Origin of the sequence: Nitrososphaera sp., from assembly GCF_037447015.1 — an archaeon.
Taxonomy (GTDB): Archaea; Thermoproteota; Nitrososphaeria; order Nitrososphaerales; family Nitrososphaeraceae; genus Nitrososphaera.
The window spans coordinates 68,777-86,923 of record NZ_JBBIHK010000008.1; the positions used below are offsets into that span (position 1 = coordinate 68,777).

General features: G+C 56.4%; 15 protein-coding genes. 11 read left to right on the plus strand and 4 right to left on the minus strand.

Going from position 1 to position 18,147, the window contains the following annotated elements; translation table 11 throughout:
* Positions 1 to 35 precede the first annotated feature (35 nt).
* Positions 36 to 746, plus strand: coding sequence for a DUF2382 domain-containing protein (locus WKI84_RS04910; protein WP_337862411.1), 711 nt, complete (start codon positions 36 to 38; stop codon positions 744 to 746).
* Between the two features lies 1 nt (position 747).
* Here WKI84_RS04910 and WKI84_RS04915 read toward each other — a convergent pair whose 3' ends face one another.
* The 3 genes from WKI84_RS04915 to WKI84_RS04925 all read right to left on the minus strand — a co-directional run bounded on the left by WKI84_RS04915 (position 748) and on the right by WKI84_RS04925 (position 4,258).
* Positions 748 to 1,125 carry a response regulator gene (locus WKI84_RS04915; RefSeq protein WP_337862412.1) on the minus strand — a complete coding sequence of 126 codons (378 nt, stop codon included), beginning with the start codon at positions 1,123 to 1,125 and terminating at the stop codon, positions 748 to 750.
* A gap of 36 nt (positions 1,126 to 1,161) precedes the next feature.
* Positions 1,162 to 1,557: a response regulator gene (locus WKI84_RS04920; RefSeq protein ID WP_337862413.1), complete on the minus strand. Its 396-nt coding sequence runs from the start codon at positions 1,555 to 1,557 to the stop codon at positions 1,162 to 1,164.
* Between the two features lie 85 nt (positions 1,558 to 1,642).
* Positions 1,643 to 4,258: an Ig-like domain-containing protein gene (locus WKI84_RS04925; RefSeq protein ID WP_337862414.1), complete on the minus strand. Its 2,616-nt coding sequence runs from the start codon at positions 4,256 to 4,258 to the stop codon at positions 1,643 to 1,645.
* A 380-nt stretch (positions 4,259 to 4,638) separates the two neighbouring features.
* On the opposite strand from WKI84_RS04925, the gene WKI84_RS04930 reads away from it, so the two are divergent.
* From WKI84_RS04930 to WKI84_RS04940, 3 genes are all read left to right on the plus strand, one after another.
* Positions 4,639 to 5,358, plus strand: coding sequence for an Lrp/AsnC family transcriptional regulator (locus tag WKI84_RS04930; protein WP_337862415.1), 720 nt, complete (start codon positions 4,639 to 4,641; stop codon positions 5,356 to 5,358).
* Between the two features lie 150 nt (positions 5,359 to 5,508).
* Positions 5,509 to 6,486 carry an SDR family NAD(P)-dependent oxidoreductase gene (locus WKI84_RS04935; RefSeq protein WP_337862416.1) on the plus strand — a complete coding sequence of 326 codons (978 nt, stop codon included), beginning with the start codon at positions 5,509 to 5,511 and terminating at the stop codon, positions 6,484 to 6,486.
* Between the two features lie 126 nt (positions 6,487 to 6,612).
* Positions 6,613 to 6,837 (plus strand): twin-arginine translocase TatA/TatE family subunit, encoded by a 225-nt coding sequence (locus tag WKI84_RS04940; RefSeq protein WP_337862417.1) that lies wholly within the window; start codon positions 6,613 to 6,615, stop codon positions 6,835 to 6,837.
* Between the two features lie 303 nt (positions 6,838 to 7,140).
* On the opposite strand, the gene WKI84_RS04945 is transcribed toward WKI84_RS04940, so the two are convergent.
* Positions 7,141 to 7,851 (minus strand): hypothetical protein, encoded by a 711-nt coding sequence (locus WKI84_RS04945; RefSeq protein ID WP_337862418.1) that lies wholly within the window; start codon positions 7,849 to 7,851, stop codon positions 7,141 to 7,143.
* A gap of 269 nt (positions 7,852 to 8,120) precedes the next feature.
* On the opposite strand from WKI84_RS04945, the gene WKI84_RS04950 reads away from it, so the two are divergent.
* From WKI84_RS04950 to WKI84_RS04980, 7 genes are all read left to right on the plus strand, one after another.
* Positions 8,121 to 10,409, plus strand: coding sequence for an Ig-like domain-containing protein (locus WKI84_RS04950; protein WP_337862419.1), 2,289 nt, complete (start codon positions 8,121 to 8,123; stop codon positions 10,407 to 10,409).
* 235 nt (positions 10,410 to 10,644) lie between these two features.
* Positions 10,645 to 12,267 carry a galactose oxidase-like domain-containing protein gene (locus tag WKI84_RS04955; protein ID WP_337862420.1) on the plus strand — a complete coding sequence of 541 codons (1,623 nt, stop codon included), beginning with the start codon at positions 10,645 to 10,647 and terminating at the stop codon, positions 12,265 to 12,267.
* A gap of 112 nt (positions 12,268 to 12,379) precedes the next feature.
* Entirely contained in the window at positions 12,380 to 12,991 is a 612-nt protein-coding gene (locus tag WKI84_RS04960; RefSeq protein WP_337862421.1) for a hypothetical protein, read from the plus strand.
* Between the two features lie 43 nt (positions 12,992 to 13,034).
* Positions 13,035 to 14,564 carry a GT4 family glycosyltransferase PelF gene (gene pelF, locus WKI84_RS04965; protein ID WP_337862422.1) on the plus strand — a complete coding sequence of 510 codons (1,530 nt, stop codon included), beginning with the start codon at positions 13,035 to 13,037 and terminating at the stop codon, positions 14,562 to 14,564.
* Positions 14,561 to 16,228, plus strand: a complete 1,668-nt coding sequence (locus WKI84_RS04970; protein WP_337862423.1) for a hypothetical protein — start codon at positions 14,561 to 14,563, stop codon at positions 16,226 to 16,228. Before pelF ends, WKI84_RS04970 begins: the two co-directional genes overlap by 4 nt.
* Positions 16,229 to 16,250: 22 nt before the next feature.
* Positions 16,251 to 17,021: a spherulation-specific family 4 protein gene (locus WKI84_RS04975; RefSeq protein ID WP_337862424.1), complete on the plus strand. Its 771-nt coding sequence runs from the start codon at positions 16,251 to 16,253 to the stop codon at positions 17,019 to 17,021.
* 268 nt (positions 17,022 to 17,289) lie between these two features.
* Positions 17,290 to 18,147: spherulation-specific family 4 protein (locus WKI84_RS04980; RefSeq protein WP_337862425.1), on the plus strand; the 858-nt coding region annotated here is incomplete at its 3' end.

Here is an 18,147-nt window from a genome sequence, read left to right on the forward strand (position 1 = left end):
AATCATTAAAGTCTTGACGGCCAACTACTTTTGCTATGGAGGAACGATCCCTTGACTGGAACAAAGTGACAGGCAAACAGGCGCGAGGCAATGCCAACCTCGACCTTGGCGAGGTAAAGCAGGTCGGCCGGCTCTATATCATGGTGCAAAAGGGGACCTTTGTCCCAAGCACGCACTATTTGCCCAAGTACCTGCTCAAGGAGTACGACGGCAACATGCTCTGGTTCGATGTTTCGGAAGACCAGCTTGCGCGCTTTGAAAAGGAGGAGCCGCCCCTCAGAGAGGATTACGGCAAATACCGGCCGCCGGAGGGCGGGAGCATGCAGGCTGCCGGCGCCGAGGCAGTGATACCTGTATTGGAAGAGCGGCTGGAACTTGACAGGTCTGAAGTGGTCGAAGAAGCAGTTATTGTCAAAGAGCCTGTAGTGGAGTACAGGATAATCGAGGTGCCAGTCATGCGGGAAGAGCTGAAAATAGTCCGGCGGCCTGTGACTGTCCACCTTGGCGCTGCTGATGCTGCTGCCACTCAGACGGCGCCCTCCGATGACGCCCGCAGGGTAAGAAACGAAAAAGAGGAGGGAGAAGAAGTGCGCATACTGCTAAAGCGGGAAGAGGTGCAGGTGACCAAGACACCTTGCGTGTTTGAAGAAGTGGTGATACGGAAAGAAAGGGTCGCCGAGAGAAAAACGCTGTCTGCGACGGTGATTAAAGAAAACGTGTATGTGCAGGACGCAGGAGCGGCCTAGGCTAGGGGTCGCCGACAAGGGCCTTTATGGCCGCCGCAAGCCTCTCAAATGATATTGGCTTCAAGAGGAAGCAGTTGCTGCCAAGCGCAGGGTGCCTTTCTTTGAACTCTGAATTGTGCTCTGCATTGGCGGTGAGAAAGCACGCCTTTGTAGCCGGCCTGATCGCCACCATCTTTTCGTACAGAGTATAGCCATCCATGCCGGCCATCTTGATGTCAAGAATCACAAGGTCAAACTCTTCTCTGGCAAACCTCTCAAGAGCCTTTTGCGCGCTGGTTTCGGCTGCTACTCCGTAGCCAAGCCTCTCAAGGGCGCGCCTCATAGTGTAGAGGGAATCCTTTTCGTCGTCGACCAGCAACAGGCGTGGTGCAGACGCCACTGCCTCAACAACTGCAGAGGGTTTTTTACGTCTTTCTTATGATGTCTCTATTGCCGTAGGCGCCGTGCAGGCAAGCTCTGTCTTTACAGCCTTTACCAGGTGCTGGAACGTGACTGGCTTTTGTATGAAACACCTGCCCGGCAGGCCCAGCTCTTCCTTGGCCTCTTGGCAGTACTCATAGTCGTACGCGCTCAAAAAGCACACCTTGATGTCTTTTTTCATATCGTGCATCTTTTGGTACAGCGCAAATCCGTTCATCCCTGGCATGCGAACATCAAGCAGAACCATGTCGTACGTGCGCTCTTTGAATTTTTGCAGGGCTTGTGCAGGACTGTGCGCTGCATCCACCTGCATGCCCGCGTGCTCCAGCCCACGCCGGAGTACTGTTGCAATGTCTTTTTCATCGTCGACGACCAGCAGGCGGACCGGCATATGCATATAGGCAGTTGTACTATACTAAAGCCTAGTGTATCCGTCGTACAGAACTAATCTCTAGATAGCATGATGTTTTTTCCACCTAGGTTCGCTCGCAGTTGACTATCTGGTTGGTGCCTTCCCTGTCGTATCCTTTGTCGGTGCCGGCACCTCCATCCAGCGTGTCGTTACCTTCCTTGTCATACAATATGTCGTCTCCTCCATCGCCGGACAGGAGGTCGTTGCCCGAGTCGCCAACAAGCTTGTCCGCCCCGTCGCCTCCATACAGCTTGTCTTCGCCTGCCCCGCCCCACAGTCTGTCGTCCCCTCCGTCACCGTAGACTTGGTCCTCGCCATCGTCGCCTATCACTCTGTCGTTGCCGCTGCCGCCCCACATCTTGTCTTCGCCTGCCCCGCCCCACATCTTGTCCTCGCCATCGCCACCCTCAAGCCAGTCCTGGCCCCTGTCGCCAAACATCCTGTCCTCACCTGCCCCGCCTATCAGGCAGTCGTTGCCTCCCTTACCCCTCAATATGTCGTTCCCACCAAACCCTATGATGAGGTCGTCTCCCTCGGTCCCTTTCAGCTCGTCGTCACCTTCAGTGCCCCTGATGATATTGGCAAAGGACGATGCCTCTCTGCCGCAATAGAGCTCTGTGGCTGGAGGGGGAGTGGGAGCGGGCGGTGGTGGTTGTGGCACCGGCTGTGGCTCTGGAGCCGGCGGTGGAGGAGGCGATGGCTGCTGTTGTTGTTCCTGCGGTTGCGGCGACTGGGCGGCAGGGGCCGGATTCACCGTGACGGACACGGGCGCAGTAGTCGTCCCGCCGCTGCCGTCTGAAACCGTATAGCTGAACGAGTCTGTGCCTGAAAAGCCAGAATTGGGCGTATACGTGATCATGCTGCCTGCAACCGTGACCGTTCCTCCCTGCGGGCTCGACGTGGACACTATGGAAAGCACCTCTGTCTCGATGTCCTCGTCGTTTGCCAGAACGTCTATTGTGACCGGCGTGCCATAGTCTGTCGTCGCCGAGTCGCCGTATGCAGAAGGCATGTCGTTGACCTCTACCACGGTTATCGTGACAGTTGCAGGGGCTGACCTGCCGCCAAAGCTGTCCGAGGCCACAAACGCAAATGAGTCTGGACCGCTGTACTCTGCATCAGGCATATAGGTAAAGCTTGGCGCGGCCCCTGACAGAAAGCCGTGCTGCGGCTCTGAAACTATACTGTATTCGAGCCAGTCGCCATCTGCGTCGGTGGCCGCGATCGTCACGCTCGCCGGCACGTCTTCGTTTGTAGCCACGCTCTGGCTGAATGCCACCGGCGCAGCGTTGTCCGGCAACTCTTCATACTGCGGAACTCCTTGTTGCTGCTGTTGTTGTTGCGTTGCATGGGCGTCTGTTGAACTTGGCGATGGCGACGTTGTAACGATGCTTATCAGGACGGTGGCAGGCCGGCTTTCCTGCACACCGTCGGTCGCCTTGAAAGTGAACAGGTCGGCACCCACATAGGATGCATCGGGCGTGTATGTCAGCTCTGGCGCATCGCCGGCAAGCTTGCCATGTGACGGGCCGCTGACGACTGAAAACGCAATTTTGTCGCCATCCTCGTCGCTTGCCTTCAATGTAATGGCAAGCGCCTTGCCCTGCTCGGTGGCAACGGTCATGTTCTCTGCCCGCGGAGGCAGGTTGGATGCGGCAACTTTGAGTGGCAGCGGGGCGTCCTTGCCTGCGATGCTGTATTTTGCCCAAGGTGATTTGATGCCCGCTCCATCTACTGCCCTCACCTGGGGATAAAACGTCCCTTCTATTCCAAAAGAGAACGTGGCGTTTACCAGCTTGGCGGCCTTGCCTATGACGGGCTTGGTTGCGTCCACATTGCCGTCCCCATCAAAGTCCCACTCAAGCCGGGCGAGCCGCACGTCGTCGGCGGCGCTTGCAAAGAACGTGAACTCGCTGTCAGGCGTTCCGTCGTACCCTGCCGGGTTATACGGAGACCACGCCTCCATCTTGGCGGAGGGAGGGTCGTCGCACTTGTCGGTAATGGCCCTGCCTGCAATCGTGCCTGTTATTTCAGAGTTGCAATACACTATGGTCCTGCCGGTGTTCCGAAACGCCGCCCTGTCAGAATTGACAAGCTTTGACTTTTCTGATATCGTCATTATTCCCCTATTGTCGATGTAGCTCTCGTTTTCTATGGATCCGCCGGCGCCGCTGGTCACCCTTCCTGTGTTGGTGAACATCGCATCAGCCAAGTTTTCAAGCTTGCCGGAATTTGCCACCCTGCCCGAGTTCTTGAACATCGCATCAGCTGTGTTTGATGCGACTCCTGAATTTACCAGCACGCCTGTGTTTGTAAAGGTGCCCGTATTGGTGAGGTTCCCGGAATTTGCCACCCTGCCGTGGTTAACAAGGGCCGCTCCGGGCTGCACCTCCAAGGCTCCAGAATTTATCAGCCTTCCGTTTGACTCGACAAAAAGCGTGATTCCCGGGCCGATGGCAAGCCTGTCCTGCACAGATAATGCCAGCGTTCCTTCCTGCACTATACACTTTGGGCCCTCCCACCTCACTTTGGCAGGCAACGAAAGGCAGGATGCCTCGTCTGAAACTGTATAGGCAGCGGCGCCTGCGCCATAATAATAGGCAGGCAGGCCAGCTAGGGCCATCATAATGACGGCCAGAGACGACGCCATTACCCAAGCTGAAGCTTTGTTCACCATCATTATTCACTTACCTTGTTATATTATTCCCTTTTAGTGTCCAATTATAGAGCCTGATTCTACTTTAGAAGGTGTCCTCGCATTTGAAGACTGTTATTGCAAGTTATGCAATTGCAATGTCCCGTCCTGCGAGCAACTTTTGTGATTTTGCCTGACTAGGCAACCGCAGTCGATACCGAAACATGTATCTGTCATCTTGTGGGCACTTTTTTCTGCAGCATCGAACATGCCGGCAAAACTGTTTGATGCGCTCTGATATCTGGAAACCATTAGATTGGCTGAATCGATACGCATACACCTAACTATGTTCGCTATTATTATTCCAGTTTCTAGATGCAGTCGCCTTATATGTGCGGTGCGTATCTAAAATTCCGAATAACAAAATGGCAACAGTAGACGCGCTGGTCAATAAATCGAATTTTGCAGACTCTTCTGCTAAATCTTCGCCGGCCATCCCTCCAAAGGAAGAGATCCTTTCAGAGCTGGAGGGAATGAGCATAAACACCAGCAGCATAGAGTCGCTTTCGGACAAGGTGTTGTACGAGCTGCTGCTTGGCCTCAAGGACCTCACAAACCAGTTCAACCAGGGCAGGAGGGGCAGGCCGCCAAAGAGCGACGCCGAGTCGGCACTCGAGCCACCGATACTTTCAAACGCCGACAAAAAGATCCTAAAGTCGCTCATCGCGTCGAGCTGCAACGTGTCGTCACTCACGCTCTCTCGCGAGCTAGAGATCCCGCTCAGCACCGTCCAGCGCAGGAGGAAGAGGCTCGAAGCTAACCTCATCGAGATAACCTACCAGCTAAAGCTTGAAAAGTTCGGATGGCGCACAGCCACGCTCTTTATCACCACGGCAAACACATCGACCCGGCAGATAGGCGAGGAGCTGATGACCTGGGAGAAGGAAGTGGTGGCTGTAAAGAGGTGCATGGGCGAGAACGCGGCCGACCTGCAGGTGGAGATAATCTTCCGCACCAACAGGGAGCTGTGCGACATAATCGAGCGCATCAAGACCATCGAGGGCGTCGCCAACGTGTCGTGGTCAGAAGCCATCGAATCGATAGGCAAGAACACGAGCTTTTACGAGCGGATCATCCAGAGTTAGCCTATGTAGGCTGCCTCTGCTGCCCACTTTTCAACCTTTTTTGAGCTATTTTTGCCATTTTAAATCCGTTCAAGCGGTGCATGCCAGCCAGAATCGCCTCTGGGCTGGTGGGAAGTCTTTCATTTCCTGCGATGTCGATATTTTTTATATATGCAGCATCACAACGGACACAGCAAGATAATCGTGACCGGTGGATCTGGCTTTATTGGCAGCCACTTGGTGAAAAAGCTAAAGCAGGACGGCTACCAGATTGCAGTAATCGACAGGGCCGCAAGAGGCGGCAGCGCGGGCAGGCCGCTTGTACAAGATGACGGCGTGTCGTACTACCGCGCCGACATCCGGGACGCTGCCGCGATCAACGCCATATTTGCACAGGAAAAGCCCGATTCGTGTGTCCACCTGGCCGCGCTCATCAGCGTGGCCGAATCCGTTAAAGACCCTGCAAGCACTCTTGACGTCAATGTCAACGGCACTGCAAACGTTCTTGATGCCTGCAGCGCGCACGGCGTCGCCAACTATGTCTTTGCTTCCACGGGCGCCGTGTACGGCGAGCCCAAGCAGTTCCCTATAAAAGAAGAGCACCCGCTCGACCCTCTCTCGCCGTACGGCGCAAGCAAGGTGGCCGGCGAGATGCTTGCAGCGGCGTACCGGAACTGCAAAAAGATCGAAAATGCGATTTCGCTCCGCTTTTTCAACGTGTACGGCGTCGGTCAGTCTCCTGCCTACGCCGGAGTGATAACCCGGTTTGCCGAGAGGCTCTCGCAGGGCCTTCCTCCCCTGATAAACGGCGACGGCATGCAGACGCGCGACTTTGTCCACGTCGACGACATCGCAAAGGGGATAACGCTTGCGCTAAAAGCTGCAGGCGACAGGGGGCTATCGGGCACGTTCAACCTTGCCACCGGCCACTCGATAACCATAAACGAGCTTGCGCGCCAGATGATCAAGGTCTTTGGCGTGGATGTAACGCCTGTGTACAGGGAGGAGCAAAAGGGCGATGTCAGGTATGCGCAGGTGGACATTTCGCAGGCACAGGGCAAGCTTGGCTATTTGCCCGCAGGCAAGCTGGAAGAGGCGCTAGCCGAGATGTTCAGGCCGCAGGCAGTCAGGGTTACCGCAAGACGCTGACTGGCTGGCTAACTGACCTTTTTCATCATTTTTTCTGCGCAGACTGGTGTTTCACGCTATAAATTCATGCGCCGGCTCTGCCAAAGCTAATATCCTTACGCAGCTGCAAAGAGAATGCAAATACACATGATTCCCAGTTTGCTTCAGATAATCCCGTCAGGGATGGAATGGGTGCTGATAGTGGGTGCGATAGTGGTCGTGTTCTTTGGCGTAAAGAAGGTGCCAGAGCTTGCAAGGTCGTTTGGCAAGGCATCCGGCGAGTACGAAAAGGCGCGGATGGAGGCCAAGCGCGAAATCGACGAGCTAAAGCGCCAGGCAAAGGACGGGGCCGGCGGAATCGGCAGCGCCTGACCTCTTCTGTCTCTGCCTCATTCCCGCTCTCGTATTTTCTCTGTTTTTCAAAATCACACGATTAAAGAAAGAGCCCTTCTGTATCAGAAGTCTGCCCATCTGGTCGCAGCCGGCAGGCATGTGCGTAATAGCAATAACTTGCAAGCCATCGTTTCGCAGCAACAACTGTGGTGATAGTAATGATCACTTCTTTTGCTGCAAAGCTTCGAACCCGCAGCAGCGACAGCGGCAGAGAGCTGCCATCCTGTCTGTAAGTGTATGCGTCCAAGCAAGCACTGGAAGAAGGAGAATGAACAAGAAAACTTAGTTACCCTTGCCCTTTTCTTTTACGGGCAGCGGCTCTTGGGCGGGGCCCTCTTCGAGTATTATCGCCTTGACAAAAATCCTCACCGGCTTGTCGTTGTAGCCCTTCTCGATCCCTATGCCAAACGGATTTGACACGCCGGTCAGGTCCGACTTGGACAGGTCGATCTCGAATTTTTCCCAGTCTTTTGTGAGCGTGACAGGCTGCGTTACGACATCAAAGTTGACGGCCTTTTCTGCCTTTCCGTTCACCATACGGTCGATCTTTTTGCCGGCGGCCTTGAAGTTCACCTTCTCGCCGCCTTCGTCGCCCATCACGTAAAACGTCACCTTCTTGGCGCCGCTGATGTTAAAGTTCCTGTCAGACGCCCAGGACAGATCGAGGTTGTCAGTTGTCAGGCCGGGCTTGTAGTCTATGCTGGTGCAGAACTCGCAGTGGCGCCTGGTGTCTATGATGTTGTCATGGACATATACATAGCCGCCGTCTATGTTGTTGTAGTACTTTTCGTTCCTGTTGTAGATGTTTATCATGTCTGCCGGGAGCTGGACCGCTTCTGACTCTTGTATCCCCGACAGCTGCGTCTGTTTGGCGCTCAACGATGAATTGTTGCCGCTATTATTATTGCTGCCCCCAAAATACGTGATTACTGAAAACGAGGTCAGCAGCAGGGCCCCGGCAAGGGCTGCAAGGAGCGGTATGCGCGCATTCATCGGAACATTGCTATGCGCCAGCATTTTTGATATAACCGGTATGCCCACTCTTGTCGATACTTTTGACACAAACCGCCCTCTAAATTGCCCCAAATACCGGGCCGTGCGGCAGGGTGCATATTCTGCTGCGTCCTTGTATGCTAACCGTCGGTGATAGAAATGTTGCAGTTTCAGCATCCGGACAGGCAATAATGTCCTATTTTCTGTCAAAATTGAACAGCGAGCTTTTCATTCACTCTGGCCGTCATGACGCTTGCTGCTATAGTAGTATGGGAACAAGAAGCAGAGGGAGAGGAGCCGGGCGCAACTTTGGTCTTGCATCGTCGATGGTTGTCTTGCTTGCATTTGCCGCAGTTGTCGCTGTCGCCATTCCTGAGACCGCAAGAGCTCAGGCCCAGTCGTCGGCCACGCTCACCATCAACTCGCAAAACGCGTCAGGCCAGCCGCTGACCGGCATGTGGACCACTCTTGCGCAGAATGGACAGGTGGTCGCAACAGGCTTTACGCCGGCCCAGTTTACGCTTTCGTCAGGCCAGCAGTATGTTGCAACTGTGTCAAGCTACGGCTCTCTGGTGTTCGACCACTGGGCAGACAACGGCTCTACCAACCCTGCAAGGACGGTGTCGATAACGCAGGACACGACCCTGACAGCCGTTTACCGCACCGCCTCGATAACACTCAATCCTGCGAGCGGCACGCCCGGCACGACAGTCACAGTCACAGGCTCAAACTTTCCGTTCAATTCTGCAGTCTCGATAACGTACGGCGGCAGCGCCGTCGCCACCACACCATCGTCGGTAGCGACCAGCGCCACCGGCACCTTTACCGCTTCCTTCACGGTGCCGGCCTCTTCCACCCCCGGGGCAAACACAGTGCAGGCGACAGCCGCCGGCCTGTTTGCCAGCGCGACGTTTACGCACACTGTCTCTACAACGGCAGTCCTCACGGTCAGCTCGCAGTACCAGTCCGGCCAGCCGCTGACCGGCATGTGGACCACCCTCACACAGAACGGCCAGACTGTGGGGACCGGCTTTACCCCTGTGCAGTTCACAGTCTCTCCAGGCGCGCAATACGTGGCGACAGTCTCAAACTACCAGCAAATAGTGTTCAACCACTGGGCAGACAACGGCTCTACCAACCCTGCAAGGACGGTGTCGATAACGCAGGACACGACCCTGACAGCCGTTTACCGCACCGCCTCGGTAACACTCACACCTGCAAGTGGGCCAAGAGGGGCCTCGGTTCAGGTCGCCGGCTCTACCTTTACGCCCAACTCTGCGGTGACTATAACCTACGCCGGCTCGCCAGTTCCAACCACACCGTCTACGATAACGACCAGCTCCACCGGCACCTTTACCGCCGCGTTCACGGTGCCGCAGTCGTCTGCAAACGGCGCCAATGCGGTGGTAGCCACCGACGCGTCGGCAGTCTCTGCCCAAGCCACGTTCACGGTATCGTCCAGCTCGGCACCCGTGGCAAACAACCAGTCAGTGAACGTCAACGAGAACTCGTCTGTGTCCATCACGCTCACAGGGTCGGACCCTGACGGGCAGCCAATCCGCTTCTACATTGCAAGCCAGCCGGCGCACGGCACGCTTGGCCTGCTCAACGAGAGCACCGGCGCTGTTTCGTACACGCCATGGAACTATTACGATGGCCCTGACAGCTTTACCTTTGTAGCAAACGACGGCACGTCTGACAGCGCGCCTGCCACTGTGAACATCAATGTGGCAAACACGGTGACAAAGACTACGAGCAAGGCAGTCGTGATAACCACCGAGATAAACGGCCACAGCGCGACCGGGATGTTTACTACGCTTTCGCAGAACGGGCAGAACATCGGGCAGGGCTACTCGCACATCGACTTTGACGTAAATAACGGCCAGCAGTACACACTCACAGTCGCCAATTTCGAGAACTTTCTCTTTGACCACTGGGCAGACAACGGCTCTACCAACCCTGCAAGGACGGTGTCGATAACGCAGGACACACCCTTTTACGCCGTATACAAGACTGCCGCGATAACGCTCTCGCCTTCCAGCGGCGCTGTCGGCACGGTCGTCACAGTGACAGGCGACGGCTATGACACATTTTCAAACATGTCTTTCACCTATAACGGGCGGGCTCTTGCCACCACGCCGGCGACAGTAACATCGAGCGCCACCGGCGCCTTTACGGCCTCGTTCACGGTGCCTTCGTGGTCCGTCCAGGGCTCCAACGTGGTGAGGGCGACTGATGCGATGGGCATCACGGCGACTGCGATATTTACTGACACAGCGACTCCTCCGACCTCAGTGTTGACCGTAAACTCGCAGAACATGGCAGGCAACCCGCAGAACGGCTTTTGGACCACCCTCACACAGAACGGCCAGACTGTGGGGACCGGCTTTACCCCTGTGCAGTTCACAGTGACATCGGGCCAGCAGTACACCGTGACGGTCTCTAACTTTGGGGTATGGCGGTTTGACCACTGGGCAGACAACGGCTCGACTAGCAACTCGCGCACAGTCTCTATAACGCAGAACACTACGCTCACGGCCGTGTACCGCAACAACTAGCAGCAGCTGATGCTGTACTGCTATAACGGTGGGGAAATAGTAGTAATAGCAGCAGGCAAAAAAGCACAGCGGCAGATAAAAAAGGAGGAGGGATTAGAGATAGAGGCGGGGCGGCAAGATGGCAGACACCCGGTCCCATGCCACACTACCGCCTTAATCTGCTGCGCGTAGCCAAGAAAACATTGTAAATTAGGCATCTGTGTTAAATATCAAACAACGCTGTCTGCCCCTTGTATTGCTTGATAGCCGCATAAGCAGGAGAGACTTTTTGAAGCTGATGGGGGCCGGGGCGGCGGCGCTTGCAGTTGGCAAGTTCCTCGACTCGCAGATGGTAAAAGACGTTGCGCGTCCGCTGTTTGGCCAGGCGCAGGCCCAGTCAGGCGGCCCCTGGACCACTGGCTATCTTACGTCGATCGCACCCATACACGCCATCCTGCTTCCGACCGGCAAGATACTGGCGATCGCCGGCTCTGGCTACCACGTTTCAACGCTGAACGGCCCTTACAGGGCAGAGGTCATCGATCCTGCGACAGGAAGCAAGATCGCGTACACGCTCTCTGAAGACATTTTCTGCTCCCACCACAACCACCTTGCAAATGGCAACATACTCATCACGGGTGGCATGCTCAAGTACGATGTCCAGAACCCAGAAGGCCGGTTCCTGGGCCTCAACGCGGCGTATGAATTCAACGTGCAGACCAATACTTTCCAGAAAGTGCAGTCTATGGTCCGGGGCAGGTGGTACCCTACAAACGTGATACTGCCTGATGGCAAGGTCTGGGTGCACGACGGCCTGGACGAGTACGGCGGCCGCAACGCGCTGGTCGAGATATACGATCCTGCAACCAGGACGTTCTCGATAAAGTACGACCCTTCGTCAAACCTCACGTACACGCCTGGCGCTGACAGCAGCCTGCCGGGCGCCGGCTCGCAGACGTACGGCGGCCCCGGCCAGGGCACCGCCCCGTTCACTTCGCTCTACCCGAGGATGCACCTGATGCCAAGCGGCATGCTCTGCGTATCGGGCATGGACCACTTTGTCTACCTGATAAACCCGACGACCGGGACCTGGACGCTTGCAGGCCAGACCCAGTATCCGTGGCGTGACTATGGCACCTCTGTATTGCTCCCGCTGCAAAACACCACGTCAGAGAGGGGCCGGATACTGATAGCCGGAGGGCAGTCAAACTATCTGCTGCCGGCAACGGCCACTGCCGAGATGATCGACTTTAACCAGGGCACGGCAACCGCACCGGTGTACAGGTCTACTGCTTCGATGAACATCGCAAGGGTGTTCCCGCTGCCGGTGTTCCTGCCGACAGGCAGGCTGGTGCTGTTTGGCGGGGCCGCGCAGGACCCTAACGACTACATACACACGCCCGAGTCTTTCGACCCTGTCACCGAGACATGGAGCACGCTGCCCGATGCTGGCGTGTCAAGGACGTACCACTCGACAGCGCTTCTGCTGCCTGACGGCAGGGTCTGGACGGCATCAGGCACGCCAGACAGATCGACCTGGGAGCACAGGGTCGAGTTCTACAACCCTCCCTACTATTACCAGACGCGGCCCCAGATAAGCGGCCGCGTGACTTCTGCCCCGTACGGCGGCACGATCAGAATCCCGACCACGAGCCCGAACATCACCAGGGTCTCGCTGATCCGCCTTGGCGCCAACACGCACCACTATGACTCGAACTTGCGCTTTGTGTGGCTGCAGGTGACAGGCACGGACTCGTCCGGCGTCAACGTCGCGGCGCCGATAAACGCCTCGATAGCCCCGCCGGGCCACTACATGATCCACATACTCAACAGCCAGGACATACCGTCACAGGCGCAGATCATCCGGATACCCGGATAGCCTCTGTATCGAAGCTCTTTCCATAATATCCTTCACGGGGTAAGTTCTGGCACTACAAAATCGGCAAATAATGAATACTATGGTTTTATACGCGATTTGAATCATTCCGAGCATGTACAGCGCCGAGCCTAAAAAAATAGTCAGGACGTGGTCCGACCGCCTGACGGGCAAGAACAACCTCTGGCTTGAAGCAATAAACACCGAAGACGACGGCAATTTTCCGCAGGCAACCATGCTATACCTCCAGGACGCGGCCAAGTGCTGGGAGGCGGGGCTGAAAGCCAGGGCGGCGCTCTCGTGCTCGTGCGCAGCGGGCTGCTTTATGCGCACCAGCAACACCAAGCTTGCGCAGATACTGTACAGCGAGGCGGCGCTCATCTACGAAGAATACTCGCGCCAGATCCTCGACAAGTCGATACGGTCGGCGTTCTGGGCGCTCCAGCGCTCATATGAAAATTATGTCCTTGCCGGCAACGAGCAAAAGGCGCAGGAGGCGTTCTTAAAGTTCTCTTCGCTTGCCATGAGGATAAGCCCCTTTTATGGCAAGGAGGAGGCGATGAAGGTGCTGGGCTTTAGGCAAGTCGCCATCGACAAGCTGCCGGCGGCGCACACGGGCCAGATGCGCGTCTCGATGGAGCTCCTCGAGTGGGTAGAAAAGTTCCTTGAGGTGCGCAGGGGCAAGGCGGGCAGCGGCGCCAAAAGGCAGCCGTTCCCGCAACAATAGCATCAGAGAAGGATAGAGGGAGAAAAAAGGTAGTACGCAAACAATGATGCCACAACAGAGGAAAAGAACAGCAACAAGGGTGCTGATGATAAACTGGGACAACTATCCCAACAGCACATCCGGAGGCGTCTACGCGTGGGTAAAGCAGATGGTGGACAACCTGCCGGAGGTCGAGTTTTCCGTCTTTAACGTGCTTTCAAACCCGAACATCAACGGCTCGTACAAGGTGCCAGGCAACGTTGTCCGCGTCATGGAAATCCCGCTCTACGGCTGCCAGAGGTACGAGGAGTTTTACGGCGCCGGCGGCAAGGGGCTCACCGCCAAGATCCTGCGGACCGACGAGTCTTTCATCAAGAAAAAGTTTGTCCCGCTGTTTGAAAAGTTTGCAAAAGAGCTCGTGTCTGACTCTTGCGACCACTCTGCGCTGGGCTCGCTTGCCGGCGAGCTCCATTCCATGCTTGCGGCCCACGACGTGAAAAAGTGCGCCGAGCACCCGGCCACTTTCAGGGCCTTTGCGGGGCTGCTTGCGCAGGACGACCTCTACCGGTCGGTGCAGATGAAGGAGGCAGTCGACCTGTTCAGCTTTGTACAGCGCATACTGCAGATCCTGTCAGTCCGCCTGCCGGAAGTGGATCTAGTCCACTCGTCAAACGCCTGGATACCTGCATTTGCAGGGATATGCGCCAAGGTGGACTTTGGCTGCCCGATGATAGCAACAGAGCACGGGGTCGCGTTTAAAGACCTGCTCCTCTACCACCGGCTCTACATCCACAATGAAGCGTACAACATCCTGTGGAAGGTGATATCAAACAACATCATACGCACGGTCTACCGCGCGGCAGACGTCGTGGCGCCCGTGTGCGCGGCAAACGCGACGATGGCCGAGATGCTGCACACTCCGTCGTCCAAGATACGGGTTATATACAACGGGGTGGACAGCGACAAGTTCAGGCCCCTTGCGACCATGGACAGGCCGGACAGGCCCACTGTCGTGTTCGTCGGCAGGATAGAGCTCTTAAAGGACGTGCTGAGCCTAATACAGGCCATCTCCTACGTCAAGGAGACCGTGCCGGACGTGCTGTGCCTGATCTATGGGTCTTCTACCGACTTTGAGTACGCCCGGGCGTGCATGAAGCTGGTGCGCGAGCTCAAGCTGGAGGAAAACGTCAAGTTCATGGGGCCAACTAAAAACCCGGAGCAGGCGTACAACGCCGGCGACGTGGTGGTGCTCAGCAGCATCCGCGAGGGCTTTCCCTACACCGTGGTAGAGGCGATGGCGTGCGGCAAGGCGGTCGTCTCGACCGACGTGGGCGGCGTGCGCGAGGCGCTGGAGAACTATGGGATGCTTGCCCGCAGCAGGCACCCGTACGAGCTTGCAGACGCGCTTGCCAAGCTCCTCTCCGACCGCAGGGTCAGAAACGAGCTTGGCGAAATGTCCCGCAGGATAGTGGACAAGAAGTTCACCATACAGGGGTCGATAGAAAGCTACCGCAGCCTCTATTCTGAACTGCTAAACGGTGGCGGTAGTGGCAGCATCGGCAAGGGCGAAAGGAAGAGGGGGTACATGGAATGACTGCGTCAGCCATCGAATCGGACTCGTCTCTGCCACTTGAAGCAAGGCTTTTTGCGGAAAAGGCCGCAAGGTCCGTCTCTGAAATACAGCACGGCGTGAACAACATCGCCGATGTCATAGTGTTCCTAGAGATCCTCGGCTACGACGACAGGATCGCCAAGGAAAACGGCTTTGCAGGGGGGATGGCTGCGCTTGCAAACTATATCTATCCTTTCCTGGACCACTATGAAAACGAGAACGACGCGCCAGACTGGTCGAGCATGAGCTCGCCGGTGCCTGACAAGCGCAAGAGGCTTTTTGAGGCGCTTGCCATACACACGCCCTGGCTTGGCGCGCTGGTGATACTCAACATGACCGGCTTTTCGCTCTGGATGGCCCAGGGGCTGCCGGCAGACATTACGATATCCTTTGTCGCTGGCGTGTTCATCGGGCTATTTGTGACCGAAGGGTCGCTTCAGATGTTCAGCCGGCTCTTTTCGATATATTATGAGCAGAGGAACGTGGGGGAGACCAAGCGGACAGTGCACCGGAGTTATGCCGTAGTTGCCGCCATACTGGCTCTCACGTCTGCAGGTGTGCTGGCATACTCGCAGGCAAACGGGATCCCGCTCGAGCTCACGGCCGTGACAATCGGCGCGCTTGCGACCGTCTCTGTCCACAGGCTCAGCTTCAACATCGTATTCGCGCTCAAAAAGATAAAGGTGGTGCTCTTTGCGTACGCCGCGGCGTTCCTGTCGCTCATACTGACCTATTACCTGCTTGGTCCCGGCGACGTGTCTACCAAGTACTTTATCTCGCTTGGAGTCGCCTTCCTCGTGCTGTCCGCCTTTGCAGGCTATTACCACACCAGGATCCTGTGGAGGATGGGCAAGGCCGGCAGCAGTATACGGAAAAGGGCCGGCGCCCCGCCGTTCTATTCGCCCCCCCTCGCTACCGAGGACACTATAAGATCGCGGTACGGCGTGCAGCTGTGGGAGTCCCTGCCGTACGCGCTTTACGGCACGTTCTACTTCATCATGCTGCTTGGCGACAGGGTGCTATCGTGGATGTACAACTCGCACGTCATCATACAGCAAAACGGGGCGGTGCTGCCGATGGCCTTCAACTCTGAATACCACGTTGGGGCAGACATCTCGCTGTTTGCCCTCGTGCCTGCCGCTATAATGCAGTACGTGCTGATGGCGCCCCTGTACTCGCAGATAAACAACAAGACGCTCGGGGTCAGTGTCGCAGAGCTGGGCAAGCTGGACTCATTCATAATGAGGACGTACTGGCGCATGATCGCGCTCGTGCTGGCATCGGCGGCGGCATCTGTCGGGCTGCTCCACCTGCTGGGGCCGGACGTGATGACCTTCTTTAGCGGGACAGAGTACAGTCTGAAGGTCATGCGCTACTCGTCCCTTGGCAACATTGCGATAGCCGCGTTTGCGGCAAATGCGTCGATGATGATCTTTCTGAACAGGGCCCGCTTGCCTGCCATCCTTGCCATTGCCGGCGCGGTTGTGCTTATGATGCTTGGAAACCAGTTTGGGCAGGACAGCTCGTCAGACATTGCTATAGCGTACATGATCTCGGCGGCAGCAGCAGCAGCCGCATCGTTTGCAGTGATGATCAAACTGCTGAGGGGGAGCCCGGCCACGAACCTGCTTGCACGGTTCAGCTAGGCGCGTATGTTCGGCTGCGGCGATGGAGGTAAAGAAGAAGCGCGCCTTGCTCCCAAAGTTTCTCACGTTCCTGAAAAAAGACCCGCGGCAGGCGGTGGCGACTGGACTGTACGTGCCTCTTTACGTATACCCTGCAGGAGACGGGCTGGAGCAGTACAGGAGGCTGGTCCGGGTGCGCGTGGCCCATCCGTCCGTCCCGGTCATGGTGGCAATCAACCCGTCAAGTGGATCCGGGGTGCAAATGGATCCGAACTACGAGGCCGCAGTAAGCATGCTCCAGGCAGCAGGGATTGTGGTGCTTGGCTATATCTATACATCATGGGGCAGTCGCAGTATCTCGCAGGCGCTTGCCGAGATCGCCGTTTACCGGCAGTGGTACGGCGCCGATGGGATCATGGTCGACGAGTTTTCTACAGACGTGCAGACTGCAGCGTACTATAAAAGAATACGCGACTACGCCAGATCTCTTGGGATGACGTTTGTTATGGGCAACCCCGGGACTGATGTGCCTGTCCAGCACCTCGGCCTTGCCGACAATTTCATCATATACGAGAACGCCGGCCTGCCTGCCCGGGACTGGGTAGGTGGCTGGCACGAAGCCTATCCAAAGCAGAACTGGTCGTGCTGCTCGTACGGCGTCCCCTTGCCTGACGACAGCCGCGCAATAAAGTTACTGTCGCGCCGCCTTGGTTTCATTTACGTAACAGACGGAGGCATGCCAAACCCGTACAGCTCCATCCCGCGCTATCTTGAGCGCCTAGTAGAAATTCTCGATGACGTTGCAGATAGATAGACAGATGTGTACTTTTAGAGGCGTCTTAAGGTTAGATGCCTCATAACGAGAATATGTATCTTATAGTATAATTCTCAAAAGTCTGCCTCCAGAAGCGCTTTAAAACATGCGTCTCTGCCAACTCCGAATTGATATGGGACTCAATTCAACAGCAACCACAATACTGGGAATTGCGTTGACGGTGCTGTTGACGGCCTCCGCGGTTCACCCTTTGGTGGGTGCAGCCCAGGCGCAGTCGTCTAACAGGTTAACCGTAAACGCATATGCAATGTCAGACGGCCGCGTGCTCAGCATGTATGCAGAGATAAGGTCTGGGAACACGGTCGTCAAGTCTGGATTCACTCCGATTTCCTATACCGGCGCCACAGGCGGGACCTATGTCGTAACCGTGTGGGACTATCAGAACCTCGTGTTTGACCACTGGGGCAACGGCAGCACAGGGAACCCAAGGACGGTGTCGCTAAATGGCGACATTACCGCGACCGCATACTACAGGACAGGCTCTGCTTCCAGCTCGCCTACAAAGAACCTGACCGTGAACGCACACTCTGCAAGCGGCGGCCAACTCAACATGTGGACGACGATCCAGTCTGGCGGGTCGACGGTCAGGACAGGCTTTACGCCTCTTTCGTTCGCTGGCACCACTGGCGCGACCTATACCGTGACTGTTTCTGACTATGGCAGCAACACCTTTGGCCAGTGGGAAAACGGGAGCACGAGCAGGACGAGGTCTGTGACTTTGAACAGCGACGTGACTGCAACTGCTACCTACAGGTCTGGCTCTACTCCTTCGCCATCTCTCCCACCACCACCTCCTCCACCTACTTCGGGTGGCGGCGGCATCACTTCACTGATCCCCAAGACCGGTGCCTTTGTAGCCCTGTACATGTATCCGGGAGGCTCTGGCGACGATCACTGGCAGAAGGTCTATGATGTCAAGCGGGCGCACCCGTCCGTGCCAATCGTGGCAGTGTTCAACCCATCAAGCGGGCCTGGCTATGGTGACAACAGCGTCATTTCAAGCTGGGTCGACAAGCTACGTAGCGTAGGTGTGATCATGCTGGGCTATGTCTACGACGACTATGGCACAAGGTCGCCTTCCGCGCTCAGGGCAGACGTCGACAAG

Bases quoted from the DNA above. Each gene is read 5' to 3' on its own strand.
- WKI84_RS04910 (WP_337862411.1), top strand. From the start codon at position 36: ATGGAGGAACGATCCCTTGACTGGAACAAAGTGACAGGCAAACAGGCG.
- WKI84_RS04920 (WP_337862413.1), bottom strand. From the start codon at position 1,557: ATGCCGGTCCGCCTGCTGGTCGTCGACGATGAAAAAGACATTGCAACA.
- WKI84_RS04925 (WP_337862414.1), bottom strand. From the start codon at position 4,258: ATGATGGTGAACAAAGCTTCAGCTTGGGTAATGGCGTCGTCTCTGGCC.
- WKI84_RS04930 (WP_337862415.1), top strand. From the start codon at position 4,639: ATGGCAACAGTAGACGCGCTGGTCAATAAATCGAATTTTGCAGACTCT.
- WKI84_RS04935 (WP_337862416.1), top strand. From the start codon at position 5,509: ATGCAGCATCACAACGGACACAGCAAGATAATCGTGACCGGTGGATCT.
- WKI84_RS04940 (WP_337862417.1), top strand. From the start codon at position 6,613: ATGATTCCCAGTTTGCTTCAGATAATCCCGTCAGGGATGGAATGGGTG.
- WKI84_RS04945 (WP_337862418.1), bottom strand. From the start codon at position 7,851: ATGAATGCGCGCATACCGCTCCTTGCAGCCCTTGCCGGGGCCCTGCTG.
- WKI84_RS04950 (WP_337862419.1), top strand. From the start codon at position 8,121: ATGGGAACAAGAAGCAGAGGGAGAGGAGCCGGGCGCAACTTTGGTCTT.
- WKI84_RS04960 (WP_337862421.1), top strand. From the start codon at position 12,380: ATGTACAGCGCCGAGCCTAAAAAAATAGTCAGGACGTGGTCCGACCGC.
- pelF (WP_337862422.1), top strand. From the start codon at position 13,035: ATGATGCCACAACAGAGGAAAAGAACAGCAACAAGGGTGCTGATGATA.
- WKI84_RS04970 (WP_337862423.1), top strand. From the start codon at position 14,561: ATGACTGCGTCAGCCATCGAATCGGACTCGTCTCTGCCACTTGAAGCA.
- WKI84_RS04975 (WP_337862424.1), top strand. From the start codon at position 16,251: ATGGAGGTAAAGAAGAAGCGCGCCTTGCTCCCAAAGTTTCTCACGTTC.